Raw genomic sequence first — 24,086 nt, 5'->3', positions numbered from 1 at the left:
CATGCAAAAGGCCCCGCCAGATGGCGGGGCCTTTTCTTTGCTGCAAGGGCTGCAAATCAGTAGTAAGAGTGGTCGCCGCGCTGGTGCTCGGTGGCGTCTTTCACACCGTTGAGCTCGCCCGGGAACTTCTCCAGCAGCTGCTTCTCGATCCCCTCTTTCAGGGTGTAATCGACCATGGAGCAACCGTTGCAACCACCGCCAAACTGCAGGATGGCCAGTTTGTCTTCAGTCAGCTCGACCAGGGTGACCTTGCCACCGTGACCGGCCAGCATGGGGTTCACTTCGGACATCAACACGTACTCGATGCGCTCGATCAGCGGCGCGTCGTCGGCCACTTTACGCATCTTGGCGTTCGGTGCCTTCAGGGTGAGCTGGGAGCCCATCTGATCGGTCACGAAGTCGATGGTGGCATCCACCAGGAAGGGGGCGCTCAGGGGATCAACCATGCAGTCGAAGCCGCTGAAGGGCAGGTGTTGATCTTCCGGGTCCACGGCATCGGGCGGGCAATACGATACGCCACACTCGGCATTCTGGGTTCCCGGATTGACCACAAACACCCGGATATTGGTGCCATCAGGCTGTTTTTCCAGCAGTTTACGGAAATGGGCCTGGGCGGCGTCGGAAATGCTGATCATCACTATCCTCATAAACCTGAGTGTACGACTAGGGTATTCATGATAACGCGGTTATTAATGCTTGGGTAGCATGCCGATGGCTACTTGCTGTGCCGCAGGGTACGACAGATCGCCCACACTTCTACGTTTGTGATGCCGCTCTCATGGAGCAGACGGCTGAGCTGACCGGCGGTGGCGCCTGTGGTCACAACGTCATCGAGCAGGGCGACATGATGGTATTGGTGGGAGCGGATCCGGAATGCCCCGCGCAGATTGCGCCGCCGCTGCCCGGCGCTCAGGGTTGTTTGCTGCGGTGTTGCCTTGATGCGCTGCAACAGGGTGTTGTCGCAGGGAATGCCGGTGAACTCGCCAAGGGCTTGCGCGATCTCCTCCGCCTGATTGAACCCGCGCCGCCACTGCCGCCACCAGTGCAGGGGAACCGGAATGATCGCCTCCGGCGGCTCGCAGCCATCCAGATGATCGGCCAAGAGGCGTGCCAGTAGCGGCGCCAGCAGGATCTGGCCGGAATATTTGAGCCGGGGGATCAGCATGGGGTAGGGAGCCTGGTAGTCGCCGATCACCTGCAACCGCTCCCAGGGGGGAGGTCTGCGCTGGCAGCGACCACAGACCGGTATGTTCTCTTCTATATAGTCAGCCAGCGGTGCGGCGCAGAGGTGGCATCTCGGCTGTGACTGGTGCAGCGCCTGCCGACACCAGCTGCAGAGCAGGGGCTCGTTGTCGCAAGGCTGATGGCAGAGCAGGCAACTCCCTTGCCAGTCGCGGTGGTTGCCGAGCAGCGGGCTTGCTTTAGCGAGCAGTCGCTTTAACATGCTGACCCCAAGAGCATGAACAGGGATCTTGAGTCTAGATGAGCATATCGGTAGAGCAGTTTGGCCAGGGGCCCGATCTGGTGCTGTTGCACGGTTGGGGGATGAATGGTGCGGTCTGGCATGGTATTGCCCAACAGCTGGCGTGCCACTATCGAGTTCATCTGGTGGATTTGCCCGGTTTTGGCAACAGCCCGCTGGCAGACGAGGTGGATTACAGCCTGCCCTGGCTTGCCGAGCAGGTGGCCGCCATCTTGCCGCAGAAGTGTCATCTGCTTGGCTGGTCGCTCGGCGGTCTGGTGGCAAGCCAGTTGGCGCTGACTCATCCCGATCGGTTGCACTCCCTCGTCACCGTGGCCAGCTCCCCCTGCTTCATGGCTCGCGATGAGTGGCCGGGGATCGCCCCCAAAGTACTGACCGGCTTCAACCAGATGCTGGCGGGGGATTTTCGCCAGACCATAGAGCGCTTTCTGGCGATCCAGGCCATGGGCAGTGAGCATGCTCGGGACGATATCCGTCAGTTGCGCCACTGGCTGGCCGAGCGGCCGGCGCCCGAGTTTGCCGCACTCGAGGCTGGACTGACGCTGTTGGCCGAGATTGACCTGCGCGAACCGCTGCGGGAGCTGGCTCTGCCCTGGTTGCGGATCTATGGCCGATTGGATTCATTGGTGCCCAAGGCGGCCATTCCCCTGCTGGATGATCTCTACCCTGCCAGCCGCAGCGTGACCCTCAAAAAGGCCTCACACGCACCTTTTATCTCCCACCCTGACGAATTCATTGAAATCGTTCGAGATTTTGTTGGCTAAAAAACAGCCGGCAAGCTTCATTAATCCTCTGGTCTGGCGGATAATTAAGCTGTGACCAGAGGAGTAACACCATGCGTATTGATTCTGCTTTCAACAGCGGGGTACAGGGATTTCAGCGAGCCGAGCAGATTGCCGACAAGGCATCCAATCAGATCGCCCGCCTCAACACCCCCAGCGGGGATCAGGTGCAAGTGAACGATGAGCTCGTCAATCTCAAGGTGGCCGAGCAGCAGGCGGGCGCTTCTGCCAAGGTAGTGCAGACGGCCAGCGAGATGATGGGAACCCTGATCGACATCCGGGTGTGAGATGAACATCAATGTCAGTCTGCCCCCTCTTATTCCGACACAGCTGCAACCCCAGGTGGAAGCGGCGAGGACGGATAATCGCCGGGCAGAACTGATCCCGCAGGCCCGAGCGGGCCAAGCCTCCGTTGCCGAATCCGAAGTCGGCTCCCAGAAAGAGAAATCCAAAGCCGGTCAGGCCTCCAGCAATCAGACCTCCCAGAACAGCCGTGAAACCGGGCAATTAGCCCCGACGACACTGCCAGACAATCGCTTTGTCGAGGCAACCGGTGAGGATGGGCAGCGCAAGCAGCAAGATCCCAAACAGCAGGAGCAGCAACAGCGGCAAGAGCAGCAGGTTCAGGATCTTGTCGAGCGTGACAAGGAGGTGCGCACACACGAGCAGGCGCACCAGTCTGCGGGTGGAGAGTACGCCAGCTCGCCCACCTATCAGTTTACGCAAGGGCCGGATGGCAAGCGTTATGCGACGGGTGGCGAAGTCCAGATCGATACCAGTGTCGTACCCGGTGACCCTGCCGCCACCATCGCCAAGATGCAGCAGATCCGCTCTGCAGCGCTGGCGCCTGCCGAGCCTTCCGCGCAGGATCTGGCCGTCGCGCGCAGCGCCGCCGCGAGTGAGGCCAAGGCACGCAAAGAGCTGATGGCCGAGCAGAGCGCGAAGTCGGGCGGTGTGCTGAGTGCCTATATGGACAAGCGCAACAGCGTCATCGCGGGCCACTATCGACAGGCTGTCAGCCCGGCCTCTACCCAGTCCCTCAGTCTGCATATCTGAATCACCCTCGCCAAACTTTCAGCTGCTTTGCCTGTTTTGCAACTAACCTGAAGATCAGGCCCATTCCAATTTCACAGGAGCTGTCATGCATTTCGATGAAGTCAAAGCGGAAGATTTCACCACCTTCTCCCGTGTGCCGCCCCCCCACCTGCAGATGGAGCAATTTCTGATGCAGCTCGGGGGAGGGGGAACTGAAGGAACCAGTTTCAAGAAGAAAGTGATGCTGGCGGCTGGCTGGAGCCACACCGGCGTCGTCTCTTACGGCAAGTATCCGCAAGAGGCCTGCAAGGCATTCAACCGACTGCGGGAGGTGCTGGCCCAGCATGGAGAGCCCGAGAGCATACTTGCTGCCCTGACGCAGTGATCCTGAGCTTCGCGTGTAAAAAAGCCCCTTGCGGGGCTTTTTGCATTCAGAGGACTTCTGGAAGGTTTCGCTACTTTTTCGCTTTGGAGAGCGCTGCTGCGAAGGCGTTGCCCATGGCACCACCCATTGGGGCGCTTTGGCGTGGCTCATTTCTTGGTTTGGCGTTGCCTGCGCTACTGTTGCGCGCTTCAGCCGGCTTGCGGGCGGGCTGCCCTGCCTTTTCGTCGAGGCGCATGGTCAGGCTGATCCGCTTGCGCGGGGCGTCCACTTCCAGCACCTTGACCCGCACAATGTCGCCCGCCTTGACCACCTCGCGGGGATCCTTGACGAAACGGTCGGTCAGGGAGGATATGTGCACCAGCCCGTCCTGATGAACACCGATATCGACGAAGGCGCCGAAGTTGGTGACGTTGGTGACCACCCCTTCCAGTACCATCTCTGGCACCAGGTCGCTGATCTGCTCCACACCTTCCTTGAAGGTCGCGGTTTTGAACTCGGGGCGCGGGTCGCGGCCCGGCTTGTCCAGCTCGCCGATGATGTCGGTGACGGTAGGTACGCCGAATTGCTCATCGGTATAGTCGGCCGGTTTCAGGCTGCGCAGCAGGCTGCTGTTGCCGAGCAGGCTCTCCACAGTCTGCTCCAGCTTGGCGAGGATCCGCTCCACGACCGGATAGGACTCCGGGTGTACCGCCGAGCTGTCGAGGGGATTGCTGCCGCCGCGAATGCGCAGGAAGCCGGCGCACTGTTCGAAGGCTTTGGGGCCGAGTCGGCTCACTTTCAGCAATTGCTGACGGCTCTTGAAGGCGCCGTGCTCATCCCGGTAGGCGACGATGTTCTGGGCCAACGTCTGGGATAGGCCGGAAACCCGGTTGAGCAGGGCGACCGAGGCGGTGTTCACATCCACCCCGACCGCGTTCACGCAATCCTCGACCACGGCATCCAGCCGGCGGGCCAGCTGGCTCTGGCCGACGTCGTGTTGATACTGGCCCACCCCGATGCTCTTGGGGTCGATTTTGACCAGCTCGGCCAGCGGGTCTTGCAGGCGGCGGGCGATGGAGACGGCGCCACGGATCGAGACGTCGAGATCCGGGAACTCCTGGGAGGCGAGTTCGGAGGCGGAGTAGACAGAGGCTCCTGCTTCGCTCACCACTATCTTCTGCGCCTTGGCGGCGGGGTAGCGCTCGAACAGGTCGCTCACCAGGCGGTCGGTCTCCCGCGAGGCGGTGCCGTTGCCGATGCTGATGAGCTCGACCTTGTGTTTCTGGCACAGCTCGCTCAGGGTCTTGAGGCTCTGATCAATTTGGCGTTTTGGTTCGAACGGATAGATGGTGGCGTGATCGACCAGCTTGCCGGTGGCATCCACCACGGCAACCTTGACCCCGGTGCGAATGCCCGGGTCTAGCCCCATGGTGCAGCGCATGCCAGCCGGGGCCGCCATCAGCAGATCCTTGAGGTTCATGGCGAACACCTTGATCGCCTCCTCCTCTGCCGATTCGCGGATACGGCCGATCAGCTCGGTCTCCATCTGAAGCGACAACTTGATCTTCCAGGTCCAGCTCACCACCCCTTGCAGCCATTTGTCGGCCGGGCGGTTCTGCAGATTGAGCTTGAGGTGGTGGGCAATGATCCCTTCGCAGGGGCTGGCACTCTCATCGTCACCGGTGACCAGCGCCAGATTGAGGATCCCTTCATTGCGGCCGCGCAGCATGGCCAGCACCCGATGGGAGGGGGCCTTGTGCAGTGGTTCGTCGTGTTCGAAATAGTCCTTGAACTTGGCTCCTTCCTGCTCCTTGCCTGCCACCACGCGGGCGCGAAGGGTGGCATTTTGCCACAGGTAGTCGCGCAACTTCTCCAGCAGGTCGGCCTGCTCGGCGAAGCGCTCCATCAGGATATAGCGGGCGCCGTCGAGGGCCGCCTTGCTGTCGGCAATGCCCTGTTCGGGATTGAGGAAGGTGGCTGCAGCTTGCTCGGGATCCTGCATCGGGTCGCTGAGCAGCAGGTTGGCAAGCGGCTCCAACCCGGCTTCGATCGCCATCTGCCCCTTGGTGCGGCGCTTGGGCTTGTAGGGGAGATAGAGGTCTTCCAGTCGGGTCTTGCTGTCGGCGCCATTCAATTCGCGGGCCAGCTCGGGGGTCAGTTTGCCCTGCTCTTCGATGGAGCGAATGATCACCTGACGGCGATCTTCCAGTTCACGCAGATAGCCGAGGCGGCTCTCCAGAGTACGTAGTTGGCTGTCGTCCAGACCGCCGGTCACCTCTTTACGGTAACGGGCGATAAAGGGCACGGTCGAGCCTTCATCCAGCAGGCGCACTGCGGCCTGCACCTGCTCCGGGCGAGCATTGAGCTCACCGGCAATCTGTCTCTCTATGGTTTGCATCATGATGTTGTTGAGGGCCTCTGTGGTCGAGTCCGCGCCATCAGGCGCCAAGTGTGAGCACTATATGGGGTCGTGTTGCGGGATGCCACCCTGCGCCGGGGTCTGCACCAGTCAGACTGATAAGTCGCAGGGGAGAGCGCATATCTTGCCATTGCACCTGTGACTCAGGATGTGCCTGTGGCAAGCAGCTCACCAGTAGTCCGGCTATTTGGGGTAGCTGATCTCGTTGATATACCAGCAGACGTCACCAACTGGCGTACGGACGATGGCCTCATCACCGACCTCTTTCTTGAGCAGGGCGCGGGCCATGGGGGAGTCGATGGAGATATAATCCTTGCGCTCGAAGATCTCGTCATAGCCGACGATGCGAAAGCGCTTGGTCTCGCCCTCATCGTTTTCCACCTCGACCCAGGCGCCGAAGAAGACCTTGCCCTCCTGCGCCGGGGCATAGTCGACGATCCCCAGCTCTTCGAGGCACTTGCGCAGGTAACGCACCCGCCGGTCGATCTCCCGCAGCCGCTTCTTGTTGTACTGGTAGTCGGCATTTTCGCTGCGATCCCCTAGGCTGGCGGCCCATGCCACCTTCCTGGTGACCTCGGGGCGCTCCTGACGCCAGAGGAAATCGAGCTCTTCTTTCAGCTTGTTGTAGCCTTCGCGGGTGATCAACTTTGTCTTCATGGTGATGCGGACCTGGTCAAAGAGGAGTATTCATCGCTAACTGCTCGGGAATATTAGCTTTTGTCCTCTTGCTGTCGAGGGAAATCGCGATGGCTCGGCTGGCGCCATTCAGGGAGTAGCTGGCCAGCGCAGTGACTTGATGGCCGTCACGCTCTCGGAATGGGTAATAACCGGTAACATATTTGTGCTTTGCTCCCGCTATATCCCCCCCTAGTATTGGGGGCAGCTAAAGAATGAAGAGGCAAAGCAATGAGTCAGCAGCAATACAAGGTCCTGGTCGTGGACGATGACCTGAAATTACGTTCCCTGTTGGAGCGCTATCTCACCGAGCAGGGATTCGTAGTGCGCGGCGTGGCCAATGGCGAGCAGGCCGATCGCTTGCTGACTCGTGAAAACTTCAGCCTGATGGTGCTCGACCTGATGCTGCCGGGGGAGGATGGACTCTCCATCTGCCGCTGTCTGCGGGAAGCGGGCAACCAGATCCCGGTGCTGATGCTCACCGCCAAGGGGGATGAAGTGGATCGCATCGTCGGGCTCGAGATGGGGGCTGATGACTATCTGCCCAAACCGTTCAACCCCCGCGAACTGCTGGCGCGGATCCGTGCCGTGCTGCGCCGCCATACCGTCGAGCTGCCGGGGGCACCCTCTGCTGCAGAGAAGGTGGTCAACTTCGGTGCCTTCCAGCTCAATCTGGCGACCCGCGAGCTGAGCCGGGATGGTGAGCCGATGGCGCTCACCAGCGGTGAATTTGCGGTGCTCAAGGTACTGGTCAGCCATCCGCGCGAGCCGCTCTCCCGCGACAAGCTGATGAATCTGGCCCGTGGCCGCGAATACACCGCCACCGAGCGCAGCATCGACGTGCAGGTTTCCCGCCTGCGCCGCCTGCTGGAACAGGATCCGGCCCAGCCCCGCTACCTGCAGACCGTCTGGGGTCTGGGGTATGTGTTCGTGCCAGATGGTGACGGTGCATGAAAAAGGTCGGCAGCATGTTCTCGCGCATGCTCTGGTTTCTGGCTGCCGTTCTGGTGGTCTATCAAGCAGTCTCCTACGTCACCTTCTATAACTATCTGCTGGCGCCAACCGTCAAGCAGATCAGTCACTTGCTGGCCAATCAGGTCAAGCTGATCTTTCCGGTCAACACGGAACAACTGGCGCTGAGCGAAGATGCCGAGGCGCTGGTCTATGTGACGACCGGTACCGATATCTATACCCAGAGCGAGGCGGTGCAGCATGGCTTCAACGAGGCCAAGCCATACCCCTATCTGGAGGAGAACATCAGTCGCGAACTGGGTGGCCCGGCCAAGGTGCGGGTCGAGATCCAGGATCACTACATCATCTGGATCCAGCCGCCGCAGGCCAGCAAAATCTGGGTGCGGATCCCGCTGACCGAGATCGAAGATGACGATATCGAACCCCTCATCATCTATCTGAGCGTGCTGCTGGTGATCACCCTGTTTGCGGCCTGGCGCTTTGCCCGGCAGCTGGTGCGCCCGCTCGAGGATCTCGAGGCTGGCGCTGTTGCGGTGGCCAGAGGCCATTTCCCGGAGGCGCTGGGGGAGCTGGGATCACGGGAAGTGCGGCGACTGACCCGCACCTTCAACCACATGTCGCACTCCATCAAGAGTCTGATCGAAGAGCGTAACCTGATGATGGCGGGGGTTTCCCACGATCTGCGTACCCCGCTGACCCGCATCCGGCTGGCGACCGAGATGATGTCCTCCGGTGACGAGTACCTCAAGGAGAGCATCAACGCCGACATCGATGAGTCCAATGCCATCATCGATCAGTTCATCGATTACATCCGCCCGGATGAGGGCCAGGATCTGGAGCCGATCGATCTGACCCAGCTGGTGCACGATACCTTGCTGATCTACTCGGAGCAGGGGCTGGAGGTTGATCTGGCGCTGCCGCAAGAGGCGGTGCGGGTGGCCTGCAATCCGGTCAGTATCCGGCGGGTGTTGAACAACCTATCAAGCAACTCGCAGCGCTATGGGGCGAGCCGCTTGCATGCCGAGCTCAAGGACGATGGGCACTGGGTGCGCCTGCGCCTCTCCGATGATGGCCCCGGCATTCCGGAGCAGGACTACTCCCGGGTGCTCAAGCCGTTTACTCAGGGTAATGTGGCGCGGACCGTCGGCGGTAGTGGCTTGGGGTTGGCTATCGTGGCCAAGATAGTCGCCCAGCACCATGGCACTATCCGACTGGGAAGTTCGGATCTCGGCGGCTTGCTGGTCGAGATGCGGCTGCCGAAACATCAGCCACAGGAGTGGATGGATTGAGAGAAGGGCGTATCCGTTGATACGCCCTTCTGCATGGTCAGCTCTTGGTTTCGACTGATGCTCGATAGCGTTTGCCGTACTTGAGCTGCTGGATCAGCAGGGCGGCAACGATGAGCGCCAACCCGATGGGGGTGGCCGGATGGATGGCTTCGCCGATCAGCAGATTGAGCAGTACCAGTGAGGCAAACGGTGAGATAAAGATGAGGTTGCTGATGGGGGCCGTGTTGGTGGCATGGCGCAGCGCCATTAGCCAGAGCACAAAACCGAAACCCATTTCGAACAGTCCCACATAGATGGCACCAGCCCATCCCTGCCAGGCGGTCATGGCAAAATCGGAGAGCAACCAAGTCGCCACGACAATAAAAGGCAGGCTGATCATAAAGCCGAGCAACAGGCTGACAATGGGATCGCCCTGATTGCGGGTGTTGAGGATCCAGTAGCTGGCCCAGATGAGGGTCGAGACCAGCGCCAGCGTCACGCCGAGGGGGTTGTCGAACTGGAGGCCGAATACATCCCCTCTGGTGGCGATCACCAGCGCGCCAAAATACCCCAGCACGATAGCGACGCCATCACGCCGACGCAGCTTCTGGCCGAGGAAGGGGACGGCCAGCAGACTGAGAGTAATGGCCCAGGTGTAGTTGAGGGTCTGTGCCTGCTGGGCAGGCAACAGGTCATAGGCCTTGAATAGCAACAGGTAATAGAGAAAGGGATTCAGCACGCCCAGAGTCAGGTAGTAGAAAGGGCGGGCCTTGATGTAGCTCCCCAGCAGCGGCAGTTTGCCCTGTTTGGCGACGACGGCTGTCAGCGTGAGAGTCGAGGTGAAGGCGGCCACAAGCAACAGTTGCACAGGTTCGAAATAGGCGAGGGAGATCTTGAAGGCTGTGGCGACCGTCGACCAGAGGGCAACGGCGCAAAGGCCATACTGATAGGCTTTCTTTTGATCTTTGAGCATGGGATGTCGTTCCACTGACAGAGGCAAGCGCACAGTCTACCAGTCTGCTTGTAACATTGTCGTTACCTGGGTGTTGGCAGCAGAGTGCGTTGCCGCAGGCGAGATCCATCTGTCACATAAAACTGAGCATAATCTGTTCGTTCGCCCTTGCGCAAATTTGAAAAATCCGTATAATACCCTCCGCTTACCCATGAGGTAAGCCAGACGATATGTCTGCTGCTGAGTTTCCTGTTTACAGGAGCCAGCCATACAGTCCTCCCGATATGGGGGGAAACGTGAAAAATCACACCTCTGGCGGGAGAAATCTCGGTCGGGCGGTGTTGATTTATGTTCTTTTATCTATTGGAGCTCTGTCAATGCAGAACCAAAGAATCCGTATCCGCCTGAAGGCTTTTGATCATCGCCTGATTGATCAATCCACTGCGGAAATCGTTGAAACTGCTAAGCGCACTGGCGCGCAGGTTCGCGGTCCTATTCCGCTGCCGACTCGCAAAGAGCGCTTCACCGTCCTGATCTCCCCGCACGTCAACAAAGATGCGCGTGATCAGTACGAGATCCGCACTCACAAGCGTCTGGTAGACATCGTTGAGCCGACTGACAAGACCGTAGACGCCCTGATGCGTCTGGATCTGGCAGCTGGTGTAGACGTCCAGATCAGCCTGGGTTAATTACGGAAAGAGGTTGATAACAATGACAATCGGTCTTGTAGGTCGCAAAGTGGGTATGACTCGCATCTTCACTGAAGATGGCGTTTCTATCCCGGTGACTGTTATCGAAGTTGAAGCTAACCGTGTAACTCAGGTCAAATCTGTAGAAACCGACGGCTACAACGCTATTCAGGTTACCACTGGCGCCAAGAAAGCCAGCCGTGTGACCAAGCCGGAAGCTGGCCACTTCGCCAAAGCTGGTGTAGAAGCCGGTCGCGGTCTGTGGGAATTCCGCCTGAACAACGGTGAAACTTTCACTGTTGGTAGCGAGCTGAAAGTAGATCTTCTCGCTGACGTTAAGCTGGTAGACGTTACCGGCACATCCAAAGGTAAGGGCTTTGCTGGTACTGTTAAGCGCCACAACTTCCGCACCCAGGATATGACCCACGGTAACTCCTTGTCTCACCGCGTTCCGGGTTCTATCGGTCAGAACCAGACTCCGGGTCGTGTATTCAAGGGCAAAAAGATGGCTGGTCACATGGGTGCTGAGCGTGTAACGACTCAGAACCTGGAACTGGTTCGTGTTGACGCTGAACGCAACCTGCTGCTCATCAAAGGTGCAGTACCGGGTGCAACCAACGGCAACGTGATCGTCAAACCTGCCGTCAAAGCGTAACGTCTGAGGAGATAGTAATGGAATTGGTAATGAAAGACGCCAAGAGCGCTCTTGAAGTTTCCGAGACTACCTTCGGGCGCGAATTCAACGAAGCTCTGGTTCACCAGGTCGTCGTTGCATATGCCGCTGGTGCCCGTCAGGGTACTCGTGCGCAGCTGACTCGCTCTGAAGTGTCTGGTGGCGGCAAAAAGCCGTGGCGTCAGAAGGGTACTGGTCGTGCCCGTGCTGGCTCCATCCGTTCGCCCATCTGGCGTTCCGGTGGTGTGACTTTTGCTGCTAAGCCGCAAGATCACAGCCAGAAAGTAAACAAGAAGATGTACCGCGGCGCTATCCGTAGCATTCTGTCCGAGCTGGTACGTCAAGAGCGCCTGATCGTTGTTGAGAAGTTCGGCATCGAAGCTCCGAAGACCAAAGAACTGATCGCCAAGCTGAAAGAAATGGAACTGACTGATGTTCTGATCGTGACTGCTGAAGTCGATGAGAACCTGTTCCTGGCTGCTCGCAACCTGTACAAAGTTGACGTGCGTGACGTTGCCGGTATCGACCCGGTCAGCCTGATCGCTTTCGACAAGGTTCTGATGACTGCTGACGCAGTTAAGCAAATCGAGGAGATGCTGGCATGATCCGTGAAGAGCGTCTGCTGAAAGTTCTGAAGGCTCCGCACATCTCTGAAAAGAGCACCATGGTTGCAGAAAAGCAGAACACTATCGTGTTCAAAGTTGCTGTTGATGCTACCAAGGCGGAAGTCAAAGCTGCAGTTGCGAAACTGTTCGAGGTCGAAGTTGAGACCGTCCGTACCCTGAACATGAAGGGTAAGACCAAGCGCGCAGGTGCACGCGTAGGCCGTCGTTCCGATTGGAAAAAGGCTTATGTGACCCTGAAAGCTGGTCAGGACATCGACTTCATGGGCGCAGCCGAGTAAGAGGAGTTCTCAAAAATGGCAATCGTTAAGTGCAAGCCTACTTCTCCGGGCCGCCGCCACGTCGTCAAGATCGTCAATCAAGAGCTGTACAAGGGCAAGCCCTTCGCCGCTCTGCTGGACAGCAAAAGCAAGTCCGGTGGTCGTAACAACAACGGCCGTATCACTACCCGTCATATCGGTGGTGGTCACAAGCAGCACTACCGTATCGTCGACTTCAAGCGCGACAAAGACGGTATCCCGGCTAAAGTAGAGCGCCTGGAATACGATCCGAACCGTACCGCTAACATCGCTCTGGTGTTGTACGCAGACGGTGAGCGTCGTTACATCCTGGCTCCGAAAGGCCTGAAAGCTGGTGACGCGATCGCTTCTGGTGCTGATGCAGCCATCAAGGTAGGTAACGCCCTGCCGATGCGCAACATCCCGGTTGGTTCTACCGTTCACGCTGTAGAGATGAAGCCTGGTAAAGGTGCCCAGCTGGCTCGTTCCGCTGGTACTTTCATCCAGATCCTGGCTCGTGAAGGTAACTATGTAACTCTGCGTCTGCGTTCCGGCGAAGTACGTAAAGTTCTGGCCGAGTGCCGCGCTACCATCGGTGAAGTCGGTAACTCCGAGCACATGTTGCGTCAACTGGGTAAAGCCGGTGCAAACCGCTGGCGTGGTATTCGTCCGACCGTTCGCGGTATGGCGATGAACCCGGTTGACCACCCGCACGGTGGTGGTGAGGGTCGTAACAAGGGCATGCAGCCTGTGTCCCCATGGGGCCAGAAGGCTAAAGGCTTCAAGACCCGTAAGAACAAGCGTACCGACAAGTACATCGTACGTCGTCGTAACAAGTAATTGTTAACATAGAGGAATCACCATGCCACGTTCTCTCAAGAAGGGTCCATTTATTGACCTGCACTTGCTGAAGAAGGTAGAGAAAGCGGTGGAAAGCGGGGATAAAAAGCCGGTTAAAACCTGGTCCCGTCGTTCAATGATCATCCCGAACATGATCGGTTTGACCATCGCTGTCCATAATGGTCGTCAGCACGTTCCGGTTTTCGTTACCGAAGAAATGATCGGTCACAAACTGGGTGAATTCGCACCGACTCGTACTTATCGCGGCCATGCTGCTGATAAGAAGGCTAAGAAGCGCTAAGGGATAAATGATGGAAGCTATCGCTAAACACCGTTATGCCCGTACTTCTGCCCAGAAAGCTCGTCTGGTAGCCGATCAAGTACGTGGTCTGTCCGTAGACAAGGCTCTGAATATCCTGACCTTCAGCCCGAAAAAGGCTGCTGTGCTGGTTAAGAAAGTGCTGGAATCTGCCATTGCAAACGCTGAGCACAACGAAGGCGCCGATATCGACGCGCTGCGTGTTGCTACTATCATGGTCGACGAAGGTCCCTCCATGAAGCGCATCCGTCCGCGTGCCAAAGGTCGTGCGGATCGTATCCTCAAGCGTACCGCTCACATCACTGTAGTGGTATCCGACGCTAAGGCTGGGAGATAAGCAATGGGTCAGAAAGTACATCCTAATGGCATTCGCCTGGGTATTACCAAGCCTTGGAATTCTACCTGGTTCGCGAACACCAAAGACTTCGCTGACAACCTGTACAGCGATTTTCAAGTACGCCAGTTCCTGACCAAGGAACTGAAAAACGCGTCCTTGTCCAAGATCACCATTGAGCGTCCGGCCAAGAGCATCCGTGTGACCATTCACACCGCTCGTCCGGGTGTTGTAATCGGTAAGAAAGGCGAAGACGTTGAGAAGCTGCGCAAAGCTGTAGCCACTATTGCTGGCGTGCCTGCTCAGATCAACATTTCCGAAGTCCGCAAGCCGGAGCTGGATGGCAAACTCGTTGCCGACAGCATCACTTCCCAGCTGGAGCGTCGTGTAATGTTCCGTCGTGCTATGAAGCGCGCCGTACAGAACGCAATGCGCCTGGGTGCCAAGGGCATCAAAGTGGAAGTTTCCGGTCGTCTGGGCGGCGCTGAAATCGCGCGTACCGAATGGTACCGTGAAGGTCGTGTGCCGTTGCACACCCTGCGTGCCGACATCGACTACGCAACTTCTGAAGCCCACACCACTTACGGTGTGATCGGCGTTAAAGTTTGGATCTTCAAGGGTGAAGTTCTGGGCGGTCTGGCTGCTGTTAACGCTGCCGCTGCTCAAGAGCAAGCTCCTGCAAAGCCCAAGCGTGACAACAAGCGCCGCGCTGCTAAGTAAGGAGATTCGGTAAATGTTGCAACCTAAGCGTACTAAATTCCGCAAGACCCACAAGGGTCGTAACCGCGGTCTGGCCACCTCTGGTAACGAAGTATCCTTCGGTACCTTTGGCCTGAAGGCGACATCCCGTGGTCAACTGACTGCTCGTCAAATCGAAGCAGCCCGTCGTGCCATGACCCGTCACGTTAAGCGTCAAGGTAAGATCTGGATCCGTGTGTTCCCGGACAAGCCCATCACCGAAAAGCCCCTCGAAGTTCGTATGGGTAAAGGTAAGGGTAACGTGGAATACTGGGTTTGCCCGATCCAGCCTGGCAAGGTTCTGTACGAGATGGACGGTGTACCTGAGGCTCTGGCGCGTGAAGCGTTTGCCCTGGCCGCAGCTAAGCTGTCTGTTCAGACCACTTTCGTAATTAAGACGGTGATGTGATGAAAGCCCAAGATCTGCGTCAAAAGAGCGTCGAAGAACTGAACCAGGAGCTGCTGGGCCTGCTGCGTGAGCAATTCAACATGCGCATGCAAGCGTCCACCGGCCAGCTGGCTCAGACTCACACTCTGAAACAAGTGCGTCGTGACGTCGCACGTATCAAGACTGTACTGACTGAGAAGGCAGGTGCGTAATGACTGACAAGATCCGTACTCTGCAAGGTCGTGTAATCAGCGACAAGATGGATAAGTCCATCACTGTTGCTATCGAGCGCAAGGTAAAGCACCCGATCTACGGTAAGATCATCAAGCGCACTACCAAGCTGCACGTGCATGACGAAAACAACGAGTGCAAAGCTGGCGACCTCGTGGAAATCCGCGAATGCCGCCCGCTGTCCAAGACCAAGTCCTGGACCCTGGTTGCCGTTGTAGAAAAGGCCTAATCGGTACTTTGTAGTCCAAGCGGCCCCTTTCAGGGGCCGTTTGTTTTTTAGGCTACCTTTTCTGAAAATCCTGTGTTATAGTTTCGCGCCTTTTGAAGGCAGCCAGATCCCATTAGGGATAAGAAGTAAACAAAGCGGAGCACTAAGATGATCCAGATGCAAAGTATGCTGGGTGTTGCCGACAACTCCGGCGCTCGCAGTGTAATGTGTATTAAGGTTCTGGGTGGCTCGCACCGCCGTTACGCCGGCATCGGCGACATCATCAAGGTTTCCATCAAGGAAGCCATTCCTCGCGGTAAAGTGAAGAAAGGTGATGTGTATAACGCGGTGGTCGTACGCACCCGTAAAGGCGTTCGTCGTCCGGACGGCTCTGTCATCCGTTTCGACAACAATGCGGCTGTGTTGCTTAACAACAACCAACAGCCAATCGGTACTCGTATTTTTGGCCCGGTGACCCGTGAACTGCGTAATGAGAAGTTCATGAAGATTGTGTCCCTGGCACCCGAAGTACTGTAAGGAGTCGAACGATGGCAGCTAAAATCCGTCGCGAAGACGAAGTGATTGTTCTTACCGGCAAAGACAAGGGCAAGCGTGGCAAAGTCACTCAAGTCCTGATTGCAAAAGGTAAGGTAATCGTGGAAGGCATCAACCAGGTGAAGAAACACCAGAAGCCGGTACCCGCACTGGGTCAGGCTGGCGGTATCGTCACCAAAGAAGCCCCCATCGATGTATCAAACGTAGCGCTGTTCAACTCTGCCACTGGCAAAGCTGACCGCGTTGGTTTCCGGATTGAAGACGGCAAAAAAGTCCGTTTCTTCAAATCCACCGGCGAACTTGTGAAGTAATTGGAGTTTAACGATGGCGAAACTGCATGATTACTACAAATCCGATGTAGTAAATGAACTGTCCAAGCAGTTCGGTTACAAGACTATCATGCAAGTCCCTCGGATCGAGAAAATCACCCTGAACATGGGTGTTGGTGAAGCGATCTCTGACAAGAAATTGCTGGAAAATGCTGCTGCCGATATGGCTGCCATTTCCGGTCAGAAGCCGCTGATCACCAAAGCTCGCAAATCTGTTGCGGGCTTCAAGATTCGTGAAGGCTACCCGATAGGTTGTAAAGTAACCCTGCGTGGCGAGCGTATGTGGGAGTTCCTGGAACGGCTGATCTGCATCTCCGTACCGCGTATCCGTGACTTCCGTGGCCTGAACGCTAAAGCGTTCGACGGTCGTGGTAACTACTCCATGGGCGTGCGTGAGCAGATCATCTTCCCGGAAATCGACTATGACAAAGTCGATCGCGTCCGTGGTCTGGATATCACCATCACCACTTCCGCGAATACCGATGAAGAAGGCCGTGCTCTGCTGGCTGCCTTTAACTTCCCATTCCGCAAGTAAGGTTAGGGTTATGGCTAAAACATCCATGAAAGCGCGCGAAGCAAAGCGTGCCAAGCTGGTAGCCAAGTACGCGACCAAGCGTGCCGAGCTGAAAGCTATCATCGTTGACATGAACGCTTCTGAAGAAGCGCGTTGGGATGCTGTACTGCAACTGCAACAGCTGCCCCGTGATTCCAGTCCGTCCCGCCAGCGTAACCGTTGCAATATTACTGGTCGTCCGCACGGTTTCCTGCGCAAGTTTGGCCTGTCTCGCATCAAAGTGCGTGAGCATGCCATGAAGGGCGAAATTCCGGGCCTGAAGAAGGCTTCTTGGTAACGAATCTCGGGAGTTAGACTTATGAGCATGCAAGATCCGATCGCGGATATGCTGACCCGCATCCGTAACGGTCAGGCGGCGAGCAAAGTTGCGGTTTCCATGCCTTCTTCCAAGCTGAAAGTGGCTATCGCCAAAGTGCTGAAAGAAGAAGGTTACATCGCTGGCTACTCCGTAGCTGGTGACGTGAAGCCGGAACTGGAAATTGAACTGAAATATTTCCAGGGCAAGCCAGTTGTAGAACTGATCCAACGCGTAAGCCGTCCAGGCCTGCGTATTTACAAGCGCACTACTGATCTGCCGAAAGTTATGGGCGGTCTCGGTGTTGCTATCGTGTCCACGTCTAAAGGTGTGATGACTGACCGTGCTGCTCGCAAAGCAAGCATGGGCGGTGAGATCATCTGCTACGTCGCTTAATAGGAGGTAGGAAATGTCTCGTGTTGCTAAGGCACCCGTCACTATTCCTGCTGGCGTAGAGGTGACTCTGAACGGCCAGGAACTGACCATCAAAGGTGGTAAAGGTTCTCTGGTTCGCTCTATTCACGCCGGTGTAGAAGTGACCAAAGAAGACAATGTACTGAAGTTCGCCCCGCGCGGCAGCATCGCTGGTGCTGACGCTCAGGCCGGTACTGCCCGTGCATTGGTCAACAACATGGTAATCGGTGTTACCCAAGGCTTCGAGCGCAAGCTGCAGCTGGTTGGTGTAGGTTATAAAGCCTCCATCAAGGGCAATGCTGTTGCGCTGGCTCTGGGCTTCTCTCACCCGGTAGAGCATGCGCTGCCGGCTGGTGTGACCGCTGAGTGCCCGACTGCTACAGAAATCGTTCTGCGTGGCGTCGACAAGCAGCTGGTTGGCCAAGTCGCCGCCGATATCCGTGCTTACCGCGCTCCGGAGCCCTACAAGGGCAAGGGTGTACGCTATGCCAACGAGCAAGTGCGTACTAAAGAAGCTAAGAAGAAGTAAGGTAACACTATGGACAAGAAAGCAGCTCGTCTCCGTCGTGCTACTCGTGCTCGGAAAAAGATGCAGGAACTGGGAGCTACCCGTCTGGTTGTTCACCGTACCCCGCGTCATATCTATGCGCAGGTTATTGCAGCCAACGGTTCCGAAGTTCTGGCCTCTGCTTCCACAGTAGAGAAAGCCATCAGTGAAGCTCTGAAATACACCGGTAACGCAGATGCTGCTACCGCTGTAGGTAAGGCTATCGCTGAGCGTGCTATTGCCAAAGGCGTTCAGAACGTATCTTTCGATCGTTCCGGTTTCAAGTATCACGGTCGCATCGCTGCCCTGGCAGCTGCCGCACGTGACGCTGGTCTTCAGTTCTAAGCTAGGAGTCGAAGATGGCTAAAGTCGAATCTCAAGCCGGCGAACTGCAAGAAAAGCTCATTGCAGTAAACCGTGTTTCGAAAACTGTTAAAGGTGGTCGTATCATGTCCTTCACCGCGTTGACCGTGGTGGGTGATGGTAACGGCCGTGTAGGTTACGGTTACGGTAAAGCCCGTGAAGTTCCGGCTGCTATTCAAAAAGCAATGGAACAGGCTAAGCGTAACCTGAACAAGGTTGAGCTGAACAACGGCACTCTGCACCACCCGGTGCGTGGTGTTCACTCTGGCTCCACCGTGTTCATGAAGCCGGCCTCCCAAGGTACTGGTATCATTGCAGGCGGCGCTATGCGTGCTGTTCTGGAAGTTGCCGGTATCCACAACGTGCTGGCCAAGACCTACGGTTCCACCAACCCAATCAACGTTGTTCGCGCTACTGTAGACGCTCTGGTTCACGGTCAATCACCGGAACAGATCGCTGCCAAGCGTGGTCTGCGCGTTGAAGAAATTCTGGGGTAATGCGACATGGCTAACACTGTAAAAGTAACTCAAACTCGCAGCTCTATCGGCCGTCTGCCAAAGCACAAGGCGACTCTGCGTGGTCTGGGTCTGCGTCGCATTGGTCACACCGTTGAGCTGGAAGATACTCCTTGCGTACGCGGCATGATCAACCAGGTTTATTACATGGTTAAGGTGGAGGGCTAAGCATGCGTCTGAACACTCTGTCTCCGGCCGCTGGTTCCAAGCCTGAAAAACAACGTCGTGGTCGTGGTATCGGCTCCGGCCTGGGCAAGACTGGTGGTCGTGGTGTTAAAGGCCAGACCTCTCGTTCCGGTGGCGGTAAAGTCCGCAACGGTTTCGAAGGCGGCCAGATGCCTTTGAAAATCCGTCTGCCGAAGTTCGGTTTCTTCTCTCGCAAATCTTTGGTTTCTGCCGAAGTGCGTCTGAACGAAATCGCCCTGGTAGAAGGTGATGTGGTCGACCTGAGCACTCTGAAGCAAGCCGGTGTTGTTACTAAGAACATCGTGTTCGCTAAAGTTGTTCTGTCAGGCAACATTGACCGTGCTGTGACCGTTCGTGGTCTGTCCGTCACCAAAGGTGCACGCGCAGCCATCGAGGCCGCTGGCGGTAAAATCGAGGAATAATCAGTACAATGGCTAAGAAACCAGGATTGGATGTTAAAGCACAGGGTGGTCTGAGTGAACTGAAGAGCCGTCTGCTCTTCGTTCTCGGGGCGATTATCGTTTTCCGTGCAGGCTCTTATGTGCCGATTCCTGGTATTGACGCCGCCGTACTGGCCGAGTTGTTCCAGCAACAGAAGGGCACCATCATTGAGATGTTCAACATGTTCAGTGGTGGTGCACTCTCGCGTGCTTCTATTCTTGCGTTGGGGATCATGCCGTACATTTCGGCGTCGATCATTATCCAGCTGCTGACAGTGGTTCACCCCGCTCTTGCTGAACTCAAGAAAGAAGGTGAATCCGGCCGTCGCAAGATTAGCCAATATACCCGTTGGGGCACGCTGGTTTTGGGAACTTTCCAGGCCATTGGTATTGCAACCGGTCTGCCGAATATGATGCATGGACTCGTGACTAATCCGGGTCTGGGCTTCTATTTCACAGCGGTTGTGAGTCTGGTCACCGGTACCATGTTTTTGATGTGGTTGGGTGAACAGATTACCGAGCGTGGGATTGGTAATGGTATCTCGTTGATTATTTTCACAGGTATCGTTGCTGGTCTGCCGCATGCCATTGGCGCTACGGCCGAACAGGCACGTCAAGGGGAATTGCACATCCTGCTGTTGTTGTTGCTGGGCTTGATTGTTTTCGCAGTGACTTACTTTGTGGTGTTCGTGGAGCGTGGTCAGCGTCGTATCGTCGTTAACTATGCCAAGCGTCAACAAGGCCGCCAGGTATTTGCCGCGCAAAGCACACACCTGCCGTTGAAAGTGAATATGGCTGGTGTGATTCCTGCGATTTTCGCATCCAGTATCATCCTCTTCCCGGGGACCATTACCTCTTGGTTTGGTCAGGGCGAGGGTAAAGTAGCTGATATCCTGCAACAGGTCTCTATGGTCCTGCAGCCGGGTCAACCGCTTTACGAGATGCTGTATGCAGCAGCCATTATCTTCTTCTGCTTCTTCTATACCGCGCTGGTGTTCAACCCCCGCGAGACAGCAGATAATCTGAAGAAGAGTGGAGCCTTTATCCCGGGGATTCGCCCGGGCGAGCAGACAGCACGTTACATCGATAAGGTTATGACTCGCCTGACATTGGCAGGTGCGCTCTATATAACCTTTATCTGTCTGGTACCCCAGTTCTTGATGACTGCCTGGAACGTACAGTTCTACTTCGGTGGCACTTCGCTGCTGATTATTGTGGTAGTTATCATGGACTTCATGGCTCAGGTACAAACCCATATGATGTCTCATCAATATGGCGACGTCCTGAGGAAGGCCAACCTGAAGGGCTACGGCCGCTAAAGGTCGGCGTAGTTACGGAGTTAAGCAATGAAAGTTCGTGCTTCCGTTAAGGCAATCTGCCGTAACTGCAAAATCATCAAGCGTCACGGTGTGGTGCGTGTGATTTGCAGCGAGCCAAAGCATAAACAGCGCCAAGGCTAATTTTTTACGGTTAGTACTTGCAACAAATAGTTGTGCTGGCTAATATAGCCAGCCAACTTTTGTTGTGTATTGGTTGACCGCCACGTATCCGCTCACGGGCTTTGTGGTGGTCGTAATCTACTATATGTAGGAGTGAATAGTGGCCCGTATCGCTGGCATTAACATTCCTGACCATAAGCATGCAGTCATCGCTTTGACTGCTATTTATGGCGTCGGTCGTACCCGCTCCAAGGCCATCTGTGCCGCAGCCGGTATCGCTGAGAATGTGAAAATTAAAGACCTGGACGAAGCTCAGATCGAGAGTCTGCGTGAACAAGTAGGTAAATTCACCGTTGAAGGTGACCTGCGTCGTCAGATTTCCATGAACATCAAGCGATTGATGGATCTGGGTTGCTACCGTGGTTTGCGTCACCGTCGTAGCCTGCCTGTTCGTGGTCAACGTACCAAGACCAACGCTCGTACCCGTAAGGGTCCGCGCAAGGCTATCAAGAAGTAACGGGAAGGTAGAAAATGGCTAAAACTCCGACTCGTGCTCGCAAGCGCGTTAAAAAGCAAGTGAGCGACGGTATTGCGCACGTTCATGCATCTTTCAACAACACAATCGTGACCATTACTGACCGTCAGGGCAACGCTCTGTCTTGGGCTACTTCTGGTGGTTCCGGTTTCCGTGGTTCTCGTAAGTCCACCCCGTTCGCTGCTCAGGTAGCTGCCGAGCGCGCTGGTGAGATGGCCAAAGAATATGGCGTCAAGAACCTGGAAGTCATGGTCAAAGGTCCGGGTCCCGGTCGTGAGTCTTCCATCCGCGCCCTGAACGCGGCTGGTTTCCGCATCACTAACATTACTGATGTGACTCCGATCCCGCACAACGGTTGTCGTCCTCCCAAGAAGCGCCGCGTATAACGCTGTAGCTACTTGGTCTAGGATTGTTGGAGAAAGAAGATGGCAAGATATATCGGTCCTAAGCTTAAGCTTAGCCGTCGTGAGGGCACCGACCTCTTCCTGAAGTCAGGTGTTCGTGCGATTGATTCTAAGTGCAAGATTGACACCGCCCCTGGTCAGCACGGTGCGCGTAAAGCGCGTCTGTCCGACTACGGTGTTCAGCTGCGCGAGAAACAAAAAGTTCGTCGTATCTACGGCGTATTGGAAAAACAGTTCCGCAACTACTACCGCGACGCTGCCCGTCAAAAGGGTAACACCGGTGAAAACCTGTTGCAGCTGCTGGAAGGTCGTTTGGACAACGTTGTTTACCGTATGGGCTTCGGCGCTACCCGTGCTGAATCTCGTCAGCTGGTGAGCCACAAGGCCATCATGGTAAACGGTCGCGTTGTGAACATTCCTTCTTTCCAGGTTTCCCCTGAGGACGTGATCTGCGTTCGTGAGAAGGCTAAGAAGCAAGCGCGTATCAAAGCTTCCTTGGAAGTTGCTGGTCAGCGTGAGAAGCCGACTTGGGTAGAGGTTGACGCCGCTAAAATGGAAGGTGCTTTCAAGCGTCTGCCAGAGCGTTCCGACCTGTCTGCCGACATTAACGAACAGCTGATCGTCGAGCTTTACTCCAAGTAAAGCTAGCTTCTAAAGAGAGGACACAATGCTGGGTTCTGTAACAGATTTTCTTAAACCGCGGCTAGTTGACATCGAGCAAGTTAGCCCGACTCATGCGAAAGTGACTCTTGAGCCACTCGAGCGTGGCTTTGGTCACACGCTGGGCAACGCCCTGCGTCGTATTTTGCTGTCATCTATGCCCGGTTGTGCAGTTACTGAAGTCGAAATTGACGGGGTACTGCATGAGTACAGCAGCAAAGAAGGTGTACAGGAAGACATTCTTGAAATCCTGCTCAACCTGAAAGGTATCGCTGTGAAGCTGGAAGGCAAGGACGAGGTAACTCTGTCCCTGACCAAGTCTGGAACAGGCCCCGTTACCGCTGGTGATATCACTCACGGTGATGAAGTCGAGATCGTAAACCCGGAGCACGTAATCTGCCACCTGACAGGTGCCAATGCTGAAATCAGCATGCGCCTGAAAGTTCAGCGCGGTCGTGGTTATGTGCCTGCTTCTGCCCGTGTTCACAACGATGATGAAGAGCGTCCTATTGGTCGCCTGCTGCTGGACTCCGCGTTCAGCCCCATCGTTCGTATTGCCTACAATGTTGAGGCAGCACGTGTGGAACAGCGTACCGACTTGGACAAGCTGGTCATCGACATGGAGACCAATGGTACCCTGGATCCTGAAGAAGCCATCCGTCGTTCTGCCACTATTCTGGCCGAGCAACTGGAAGCCTTCGTGGATCTGCGCGATGTCAGCGTGCCCGAGAAGAAAGAAGAGAAACCCGAGTTTGATCCGATTCTGCTACGTCCTGTCGATGATTTGGAGCTGACAGTTCGTTCTGCGAACTGTCTGAAGGCAGAAGCTATCCACTATATTGGTGATCTGGTACAGCGTACCGAAGTTGAGTTGCTTAAGACTCCTAACCTCGGTAAGAAGTCCCTGACTGAGATCAAGGACGTGTTGGCCTCCCGTGGTCTGTCTCTTGGCATGCGCCTTGAGAACTGGCCGCCCGCCAGCATCGCTGACGAGTAATCCAGATTACGGGTTTCACAGATTTAGTTAGAAGGATAAGGTCATGCGCCATCGTTTGAGTGGTCGTCAACTGAACCGGAACAGCAGCCATCGTCAGGCAATGTTCCGCAACATGGCCAGCTCCCTGGTTCGTCATGAGATCATCAAGACGACTCTGCCTAAGGCAAAAGAGCTGCGTCGTGTAGTTGAACCGCTGATCACCCTTGCCAAGACTGATAGCGTTGCTAATCGTCGCCTGGCATTTGCCCGTACTCGCGATAACGCGATCGTGGCTAAGCTGTTCAATGAACTGGGCCCGCGCTACCTGGAGCGCGCCGGCGGTTATACTCGCATTCTGAAATGCGGTTTCCGTGCAGGCGACAACGCCCCTATGGCTTATATTGAGCTGGTAGACCGCCCGGCCGCTGCTGAAGCAGCTGCTGAGTGATAAAGAAAAAGCCGGGCTTGTCCCGGCTTTTCTTTTAATCCATTCTGATACTGCCTCAACTGCCTCAACTGCCTCAACTGCCTCAACTGCCTCAACTGCCTCAACTGCCTCAACTGCCTCAACTGCCTCAACTGC

39 protein-coding genes are annotated in these 24,086 nt (G+C 56.1%); 34 read left to right on the top strand and 5 right to left on the bottom strand.

What is annotated here, in order from left to right:
- Positions 1-56 precede the first annotated feature (56 nt).
- Positions 57-635: a Fe-S biogenesis protein NfuA gene (gene nfuA, locus OKC42_RS11145; protein WP_005340636.1), complete on the bottom strand. Its 579-nt coding sequence runs from the start codon at positions 633-635 to the stop codon at positions 57-59.
- Positions 636-715: 80 nt separating this feature from the next.
- Complete coding sequence (locus OKC42_RS11140) at positions 716-1,444, bottom strand: ComF family protein (protein ID WP_270819664.1); 729 nt, start codon at positions 1,442-1,444, stop codon at positions 716-718.
- A gap of 38 nt (positions 1,445-1,482) precedes the next feature.
- On the opposite strand from OKC42_RS11140, the gene bioH reads away from it, so the two are divergent.
- The 4 genes from bioH to OKC42_RS11120 all read left to right on the top strand — a co-directional run bounded on the left by bioH (position 1,483) and on the right by OKC42_RS11120 (position 3,685).
- Entirely contained in the window at positions 1,483-2,247 is a 765-nt protein-coding gene (gene bioH, locus OKC42_RS11135; RefSeq protein WP_270819663.1) for a pimeloyl-ACP methyl ester esterase BioH, read from the top strand.
- Between the two features lie 71 nt (positions 2,248-2,318).
- Positions 2,319-2,552 carry a flagellar basal body rod C-terminal domain-containing protein gene (locus OKC42_RS11130; RefSeq protein ID WP_270819662.1) on the top strand — a complete coding sequence of 78 codons (234 nt, stop codon included), beginning with the start codon at positions 2,319-2,321 and terminating at the stop codon, positions 2,550-2,552.
- Position 2,553: 1 nt separating this feature from the next.
- Positions 2,554-3,321 (top strand): putative metalloprotease CJM1_0395 family protein, encoded by a 768-nt coding sequence (locus OKC42_RS11125; protein ID WP_042081656.1) that lies wholly within the window; start codon positions 2,554-2,556, stop codon positions 3,319-3,321.
- An 85-nt stretch (positions 3,322-3,406) separates the two neighbouring features.
- A complete protein-coding gene (locus OKC42_RS11120) occupies positions 3,407-3,685 on the top strand; it encodes a hypothetical protein (RefSeq protein WP_005355353.1) in 279 nt (92 codons plus the stop codon).
- A 70-nt stretch (positions 3,686-3,755) separates the two neighbouring features.
- Here the strand turns inward: OKC42_RS11120 and OKC42_RS11115 are convergent, their stop codons facing one another.
- Complete coding sequence (locus OKC42_RS11115) at positions 3,756-6,065, bottom strand: Tex family protein (RefSeq protein WP_270819659.1); 2,310 nt, start codon at positions 6,063-6,065, stop codon at positions 3,756-3,758.
- Positions 6,066-6,266: 201 nt separating this feature from the next.
- Positions 6,267-6,740 carry a transcription elongation factor GreB gene (gene greB / locus OKC42_RS11110; protein ID WP_005340627.1) on the bottom strand — a complete coding sequence of 158 codons (474 nt, stop codon included), beginning with the start codon at positions 6,738-6,740 and terminating at the stop codon, positions 6,267-6,269.
- Positions 6,741-6,989: 249 nt separating this feature from the next.
- On the opposite strand from greB, the gene ompR reads away from it, so the two are divergent.
- The gene (ompR, locus tag OKC42_RS11105) at positions 6,990-7,712 is read left to right on the top strand and encodes an osmolarity response regulator transcription factor OmpR (RefSeq protein ID WP_270819658.1); all 723 of its coding nucleotides are present in this window, start codon (positions 6,990-6,992) and stop codon (positions 7,710-7,712) included.
- Entirely contained in the window at positions 7,709-9,019 is a 1,311-nt protein-coding gene (gene envZ / locus OKC42_RS11100) for a two-component system sensor histidine kinase EnvZ (protein WP_021230784.1), read from the top strand. Before ompR ends, envZ begins: the two co-directional genes overlap by 4 nt.
- A 37-nt stretch (positions 9,020-9,056) precedes the next feature.
- Here the strand turns inward: envZ and OKC42_RS11095 are convergent, their stop codons facing one another.
- On the bottom strand, positions 9,057-9,971 hold the full coding sequence (locus OKC42_RS11095; RefSeq protein ID WP_193860893.1) for a DMT family transporter: 915 nt from the start codon (positions 9,969-9,971) through the stop codon (positions 9,057-9,059).
- A 356-nt stretch (positions 9,972-10,327) separates the two neighbouring features.
- On the opposite strand from OKC42_RS11095, the gene rpsJ reads away from it, so the two are divergent.
- The 28 genes from rpsJ (at position 10,328) to rplQ (ending at position 23,951) form a co-directional block, all read left to right on the top strand.
- Positions 10,328-10,639, top strand: coding sequence for a 30S ribosomal protein S10 (gene rpsJ / locus OKC42_RS11090; RefSeq protein WP_005307944.1), 312 nt, complete (start codon positions 10,328-10,330; stop codon positions 10,637-10,639).
- Positions 10,640-10,661: 22 nt separating this feature from the next.
- On the top strand, positions 10,662-11,294 hold the full coding sequence (gene rplC / locus OKC42_RS11085) for a 50S ribosomal protein L3 (protein ID WP_005340620.1): 633 nt from the start codon (positions 10,662-10,664) through the stop codon (positions 11,292-11,294).
- A gap of 17 nt (positions 11,295-11,311) precedes the next feature.
- Positions 11,312-11,917, top strand: a complete 606-nt coding sequence (gene rplD / locus OKC42_RS11080) for a 50S ribosomal protein L4 (RefSeq protein ID WP_005340616.1) — start codon at positions 11,312-11,314, stop codon at positions 11,915-11,917.
- Positions 11,914-12,216, top strand: a complete 303-nt coding sequence (rplW, locus tag OKC42_RS11075) for a 50S ribosomal protein L23 (RefSeq protein ID WP_005307955.1) — start codon at positions 11,914-11,916, stop codon at positions 12,214-12,216. The genes rplD and rplW overlap by 4 nt, the downstream gene beginning before the upstream one ends.
- Before the next feature lie 15 nt (positions 12,217-12,231).
- Positions 12,232-13,053 (top strand): 50S ribosomal protein L2, encoded by an 822-nt coding sequence (gene rplB / locus OKC42_RS11070; RefSeq protein ID WP_005340614.1) that lies wholly within the window; start codon positions 12,232-12,234, stop codon positions 13,051-13,053.
- Between the two features lie 22 nt (positions 13,054-13,075).
- Positions 13,076-13,354, top strand: coding sequence for a 30S ribosomal protein S19 (gene rpsS, locus OKC42_RS11065; protein ID WP_005307960.1), 279 nt, complete (start codon positions 13,076-13,078; stop codon positions 13,352-13,354).
- Positions 13,355-13,364: 10 nt separating this feature from the next.
- Positions 13,365-13,709, top strand: coding sequence for a 50S ribosomal protein L22 (gene rplV, locus OKC42_RS11060; protein WP_005319741.1), 345 nt, complete (start codon positions 13,365-13,367; stop codon positions 13,707-13,709).
- Positions 13,710-13,712: 3 nt separating this feature from the next.
- On the top strand, positions 13,713-14,426 hold the full coding sequence (gene rpsC, locus OKC42_RS11055; RefSeq protein WP_005307962.1) for a 30S ribosomal protein S3: 714 nt from the start codon (positions 13,713-13,715) through the stop codon (positions 14,424-14,426).
- A gap of 13 nt (positions 14,427-14,439) precedes the next feature.
- Positions 14,440-14,853 (top strand): 50S ribosomal protein L16, encoded by a 414-nt coding sequence (gene rplP, locus OKC42_RS11050; RefSeq protein ID WP_005340612.1) that lies wholly within the window; start codon positions 14,440-14,442, stop codon positions 14,851-14,853.
- Complete coding sequence (rpmC, locus tag OKC42_RS11045) at positions 14,853-15,044, top strand: 50S ribosomal protein L29 (protein ID WP_005307965.1); 192 nt, start codon at positions 14,853-14,855, stop codon at positions 15,042-15,044. The genes rplP and rpmC overlap by 1 nt, the downstream gene beginning before the upstream one ends.
- Positions 15,044-15,292 (top strand): 30S ribosomal protein S17, encoded by a 249-nt coding sequence (rpsQ, locus tag OKC42_RS11040; protein ID WP_005307966.1) that lies wholly within the window; start codon positions 15,044-15,046, stop codon positions 15,290-15,292. Before rpmC ends, rpsQ begins: the two co-directional genes overlap by 1 nt.
- A gap of 147 nt (positions 15,293-15,439) precedes the next feature.
- Positions 15,440-15,808, top strand: a complete 369-nt coding sequence (rplN, locus tag OKC42_RS11035; protein ID WP_005307975.1) for a 50S ribosomal protein L14 — start codon at positions 15,440-15,442, stop codon at positions 15,806-15,808.
- An 11-nt stretch (positions 15,809-15,819) separates the two neighbouring features.
- Complete coding sequence (gene rplX / locus OKC42_RS11030) at positions 15,820-16,137, top strand: 50S ribosomal protein L24 (protein WP_005307977.1); 318 nt, start codon at positions 15,820-15,822, stop codon at positions 16,135-16,137.
- A gap of 13 nt (positions 16,138-16,150) precedes the next feature.
- Complete coding sequence (gene rplE / locus OKC42_RS11025) at positions 16,151-16,690, top strand: 50S ribosomal protein L5 (RefSeq protein ID WP_005331162.1); 540 nt, start codon at positions 16,151-16,153, stop codon at positions 16,688-16,690.
- A gap of 10 nt (positions 16,691-16,700) precedes the next feature.
- Positions 16,701-17,006: a 30S ribosomal protein S14 gene (gene rpsN, locus OKC42_RS11020; protein ID WP_005340609.1), complete on the top strand. Its 306-nt coding sequence runs from the start codon at positions 16,701-16,703 to the stop codon at positions 17,004-17,006.
- A 21-nt stretch (positions 17,007-17,027) separates the two neighbouring features.
- Entirely contained in the window at positions 17,028-17,420 is a 393-nt protein-coding gene (gene rpsH, locus OKC42_RS11015; protein WP_005307980.1) for a 30S ribosomal protein S8, read from the top strand.
- A gap of 13 nt (positions 17,421-17,433) precedes the next feature.
- Positions 17,434-17,967, top strand: coding sequence for a 50S ribosomal protein L6 (rplF, locus tag OKC42_RS11010; protein WP_005340607.1), 534 nt, complete (start codon positions 17,434-17,436; stop codon positions 17,965-17,967).
- Positions 17,968-17,976: 9 nt separating this feature from the next.
- On the top strand, positions 17,977-18,330 hold the full coding sequence (gene rplR / locus OKC42_RS11005; protein WP_005340606.1) for a 50S ribosomal protein L18: 354 nt from the start codon (positions 17,977-17,979) through the stop codon (positions 18,328-18,330).
- Between the two features lie 14 nt (positions 18,331-18,344).
- On the top strand, positions 18,345-18,845 hold the full coding sequence (gene rpsE / locus OKC42_RS11000) for a 30S ribosomal protein S5 (protein WP_005340605.1): 501 nt from the start codon (positions 18,345-18,347) through the stop codon (positions 18,843-18,845).
- Positions 18,846-18,851: 6 nt separating this feature from the next.
- A complete protein-coding gene (gene rpmD / locus OKC42_RS10995) occupies positions 18,852-19,031 on the top strand; it encodes a 50S ribosomal protein L30 (RefSeq protein ID WP_005307985.1) in 180 nt (59 codons plus the stop codon).
- 2 nt (positions 19,032-19,033) lie between these two features.
- Entirely contained in the window at positions 19,034-19,471 is a 438-nt protein-coding gene (rplO, locus tag OKC42_RS10990; protein ID WP_005340604.1) for a 50S ribosomal protein L15, read from the top strand.
- An 8-nt stretch (positions 19,472-19,479) separates the two neighbouring features.
- The gene (secY, locus tag OKC42_RS10985) at positions 19,480-20,808 is read left to right on the top strand and encodes a preprotein translocase subunit SecY (protein ID WP_005340602.1); all 1,329 of its coding nucleotides are present in this window, start codon (positions 19,480-19,482) and stop codon (positions 20,806-20,808) included.
- 27 nt (positions 20,809-20,835) lie between these two features.
- A complete protein-coding gene (gene rpmJ / locus OKC42_RS10980; protein ID WP_005319705.1) occupies positions 20,836-20,949 on the top strand; it encodes a 50S ribosomal protein L36 in 114 nt (37 codons plus the stop codon).
- Between the two features lie 139 nt (positions 20,950-21,088).
- Positions 21,089-21,445, top strand: a complete 357-nt coding sequence (gene rpsM, locus OKC42_RS10975) for a 30S ribosomal protein S13 (RefSeq protein ID WP_005307991.1) — start codon at positions 21,089-21,091, stop codon at positions 21,443-21,445.
- Between the two features lie 14 nt (positions 21,446-21,459).
- Positions 21,460-21,849: a 30S ribosomal protein S11 gene (rpsK, locus tag OKC42_RS10970; protein WP_005307993.1), complete on the top strand. Its 390-nt coding sequence runs from the start codon at positions 21,460-21,462 to the stop codon at positions 21,847-21,849.
- A 39-nt stretch (positions 21,850-21,888) separates the two neighbouring features.
- A complete protein-coding gene (gene rpsD, locus OKC42_RS10965) occupies positions 21,889-22,509 on the top strand; it encodes a 30S ribosomal protein S4 (protein ID WP_005340600.1) in 621 nt (206 codons plus the stop codon).
- Between the two features lie 25 nt (positions 22,510-22,534).
- Positions 22,535-23,524: a DNA-directed RNA polymerase subunit alpha gene (locus OKC42_RS10960; protein WP_005307997.1), complete on the top strand. Its 990-nt coding sequence runs from the start codon at positions 22,535-22,537 to the stop codon at positions 23,522-23,524.
- 43 nt (positions 23,525-23,567) lie between these two features.
- Positions 23,568-23,951: a 50S ribosomal protein L17 gene (rplQ, locus tag OKC42_RS10955; RefSeq protein ID WP_005307999.1), complete on the top strand. Its 384-nt coding sequence runs from the start codon at positions 23,568-23,570 to the stop codon at positions 23,949-23,951.
- The last annotated feature ends 135 nt before the right edge of the window (positions 23,952-24,086 follow it).

Source organism: Aeromonas sp. Y311-2 (genome assembly GCF_027706025.1).
GTDB classification, from domain to species: Bacteria; Pseudomonadota; Gammaproteobacteria; order Enterobacterales; family Aeromonadaceae; genus Aeromonas; species Aeromonas veronii.
The sequence above is the reverse complement of the archived record's forward strand: the minus strand, read 5'-3'. Positions and strand labels throughout refer to the sequence as shown.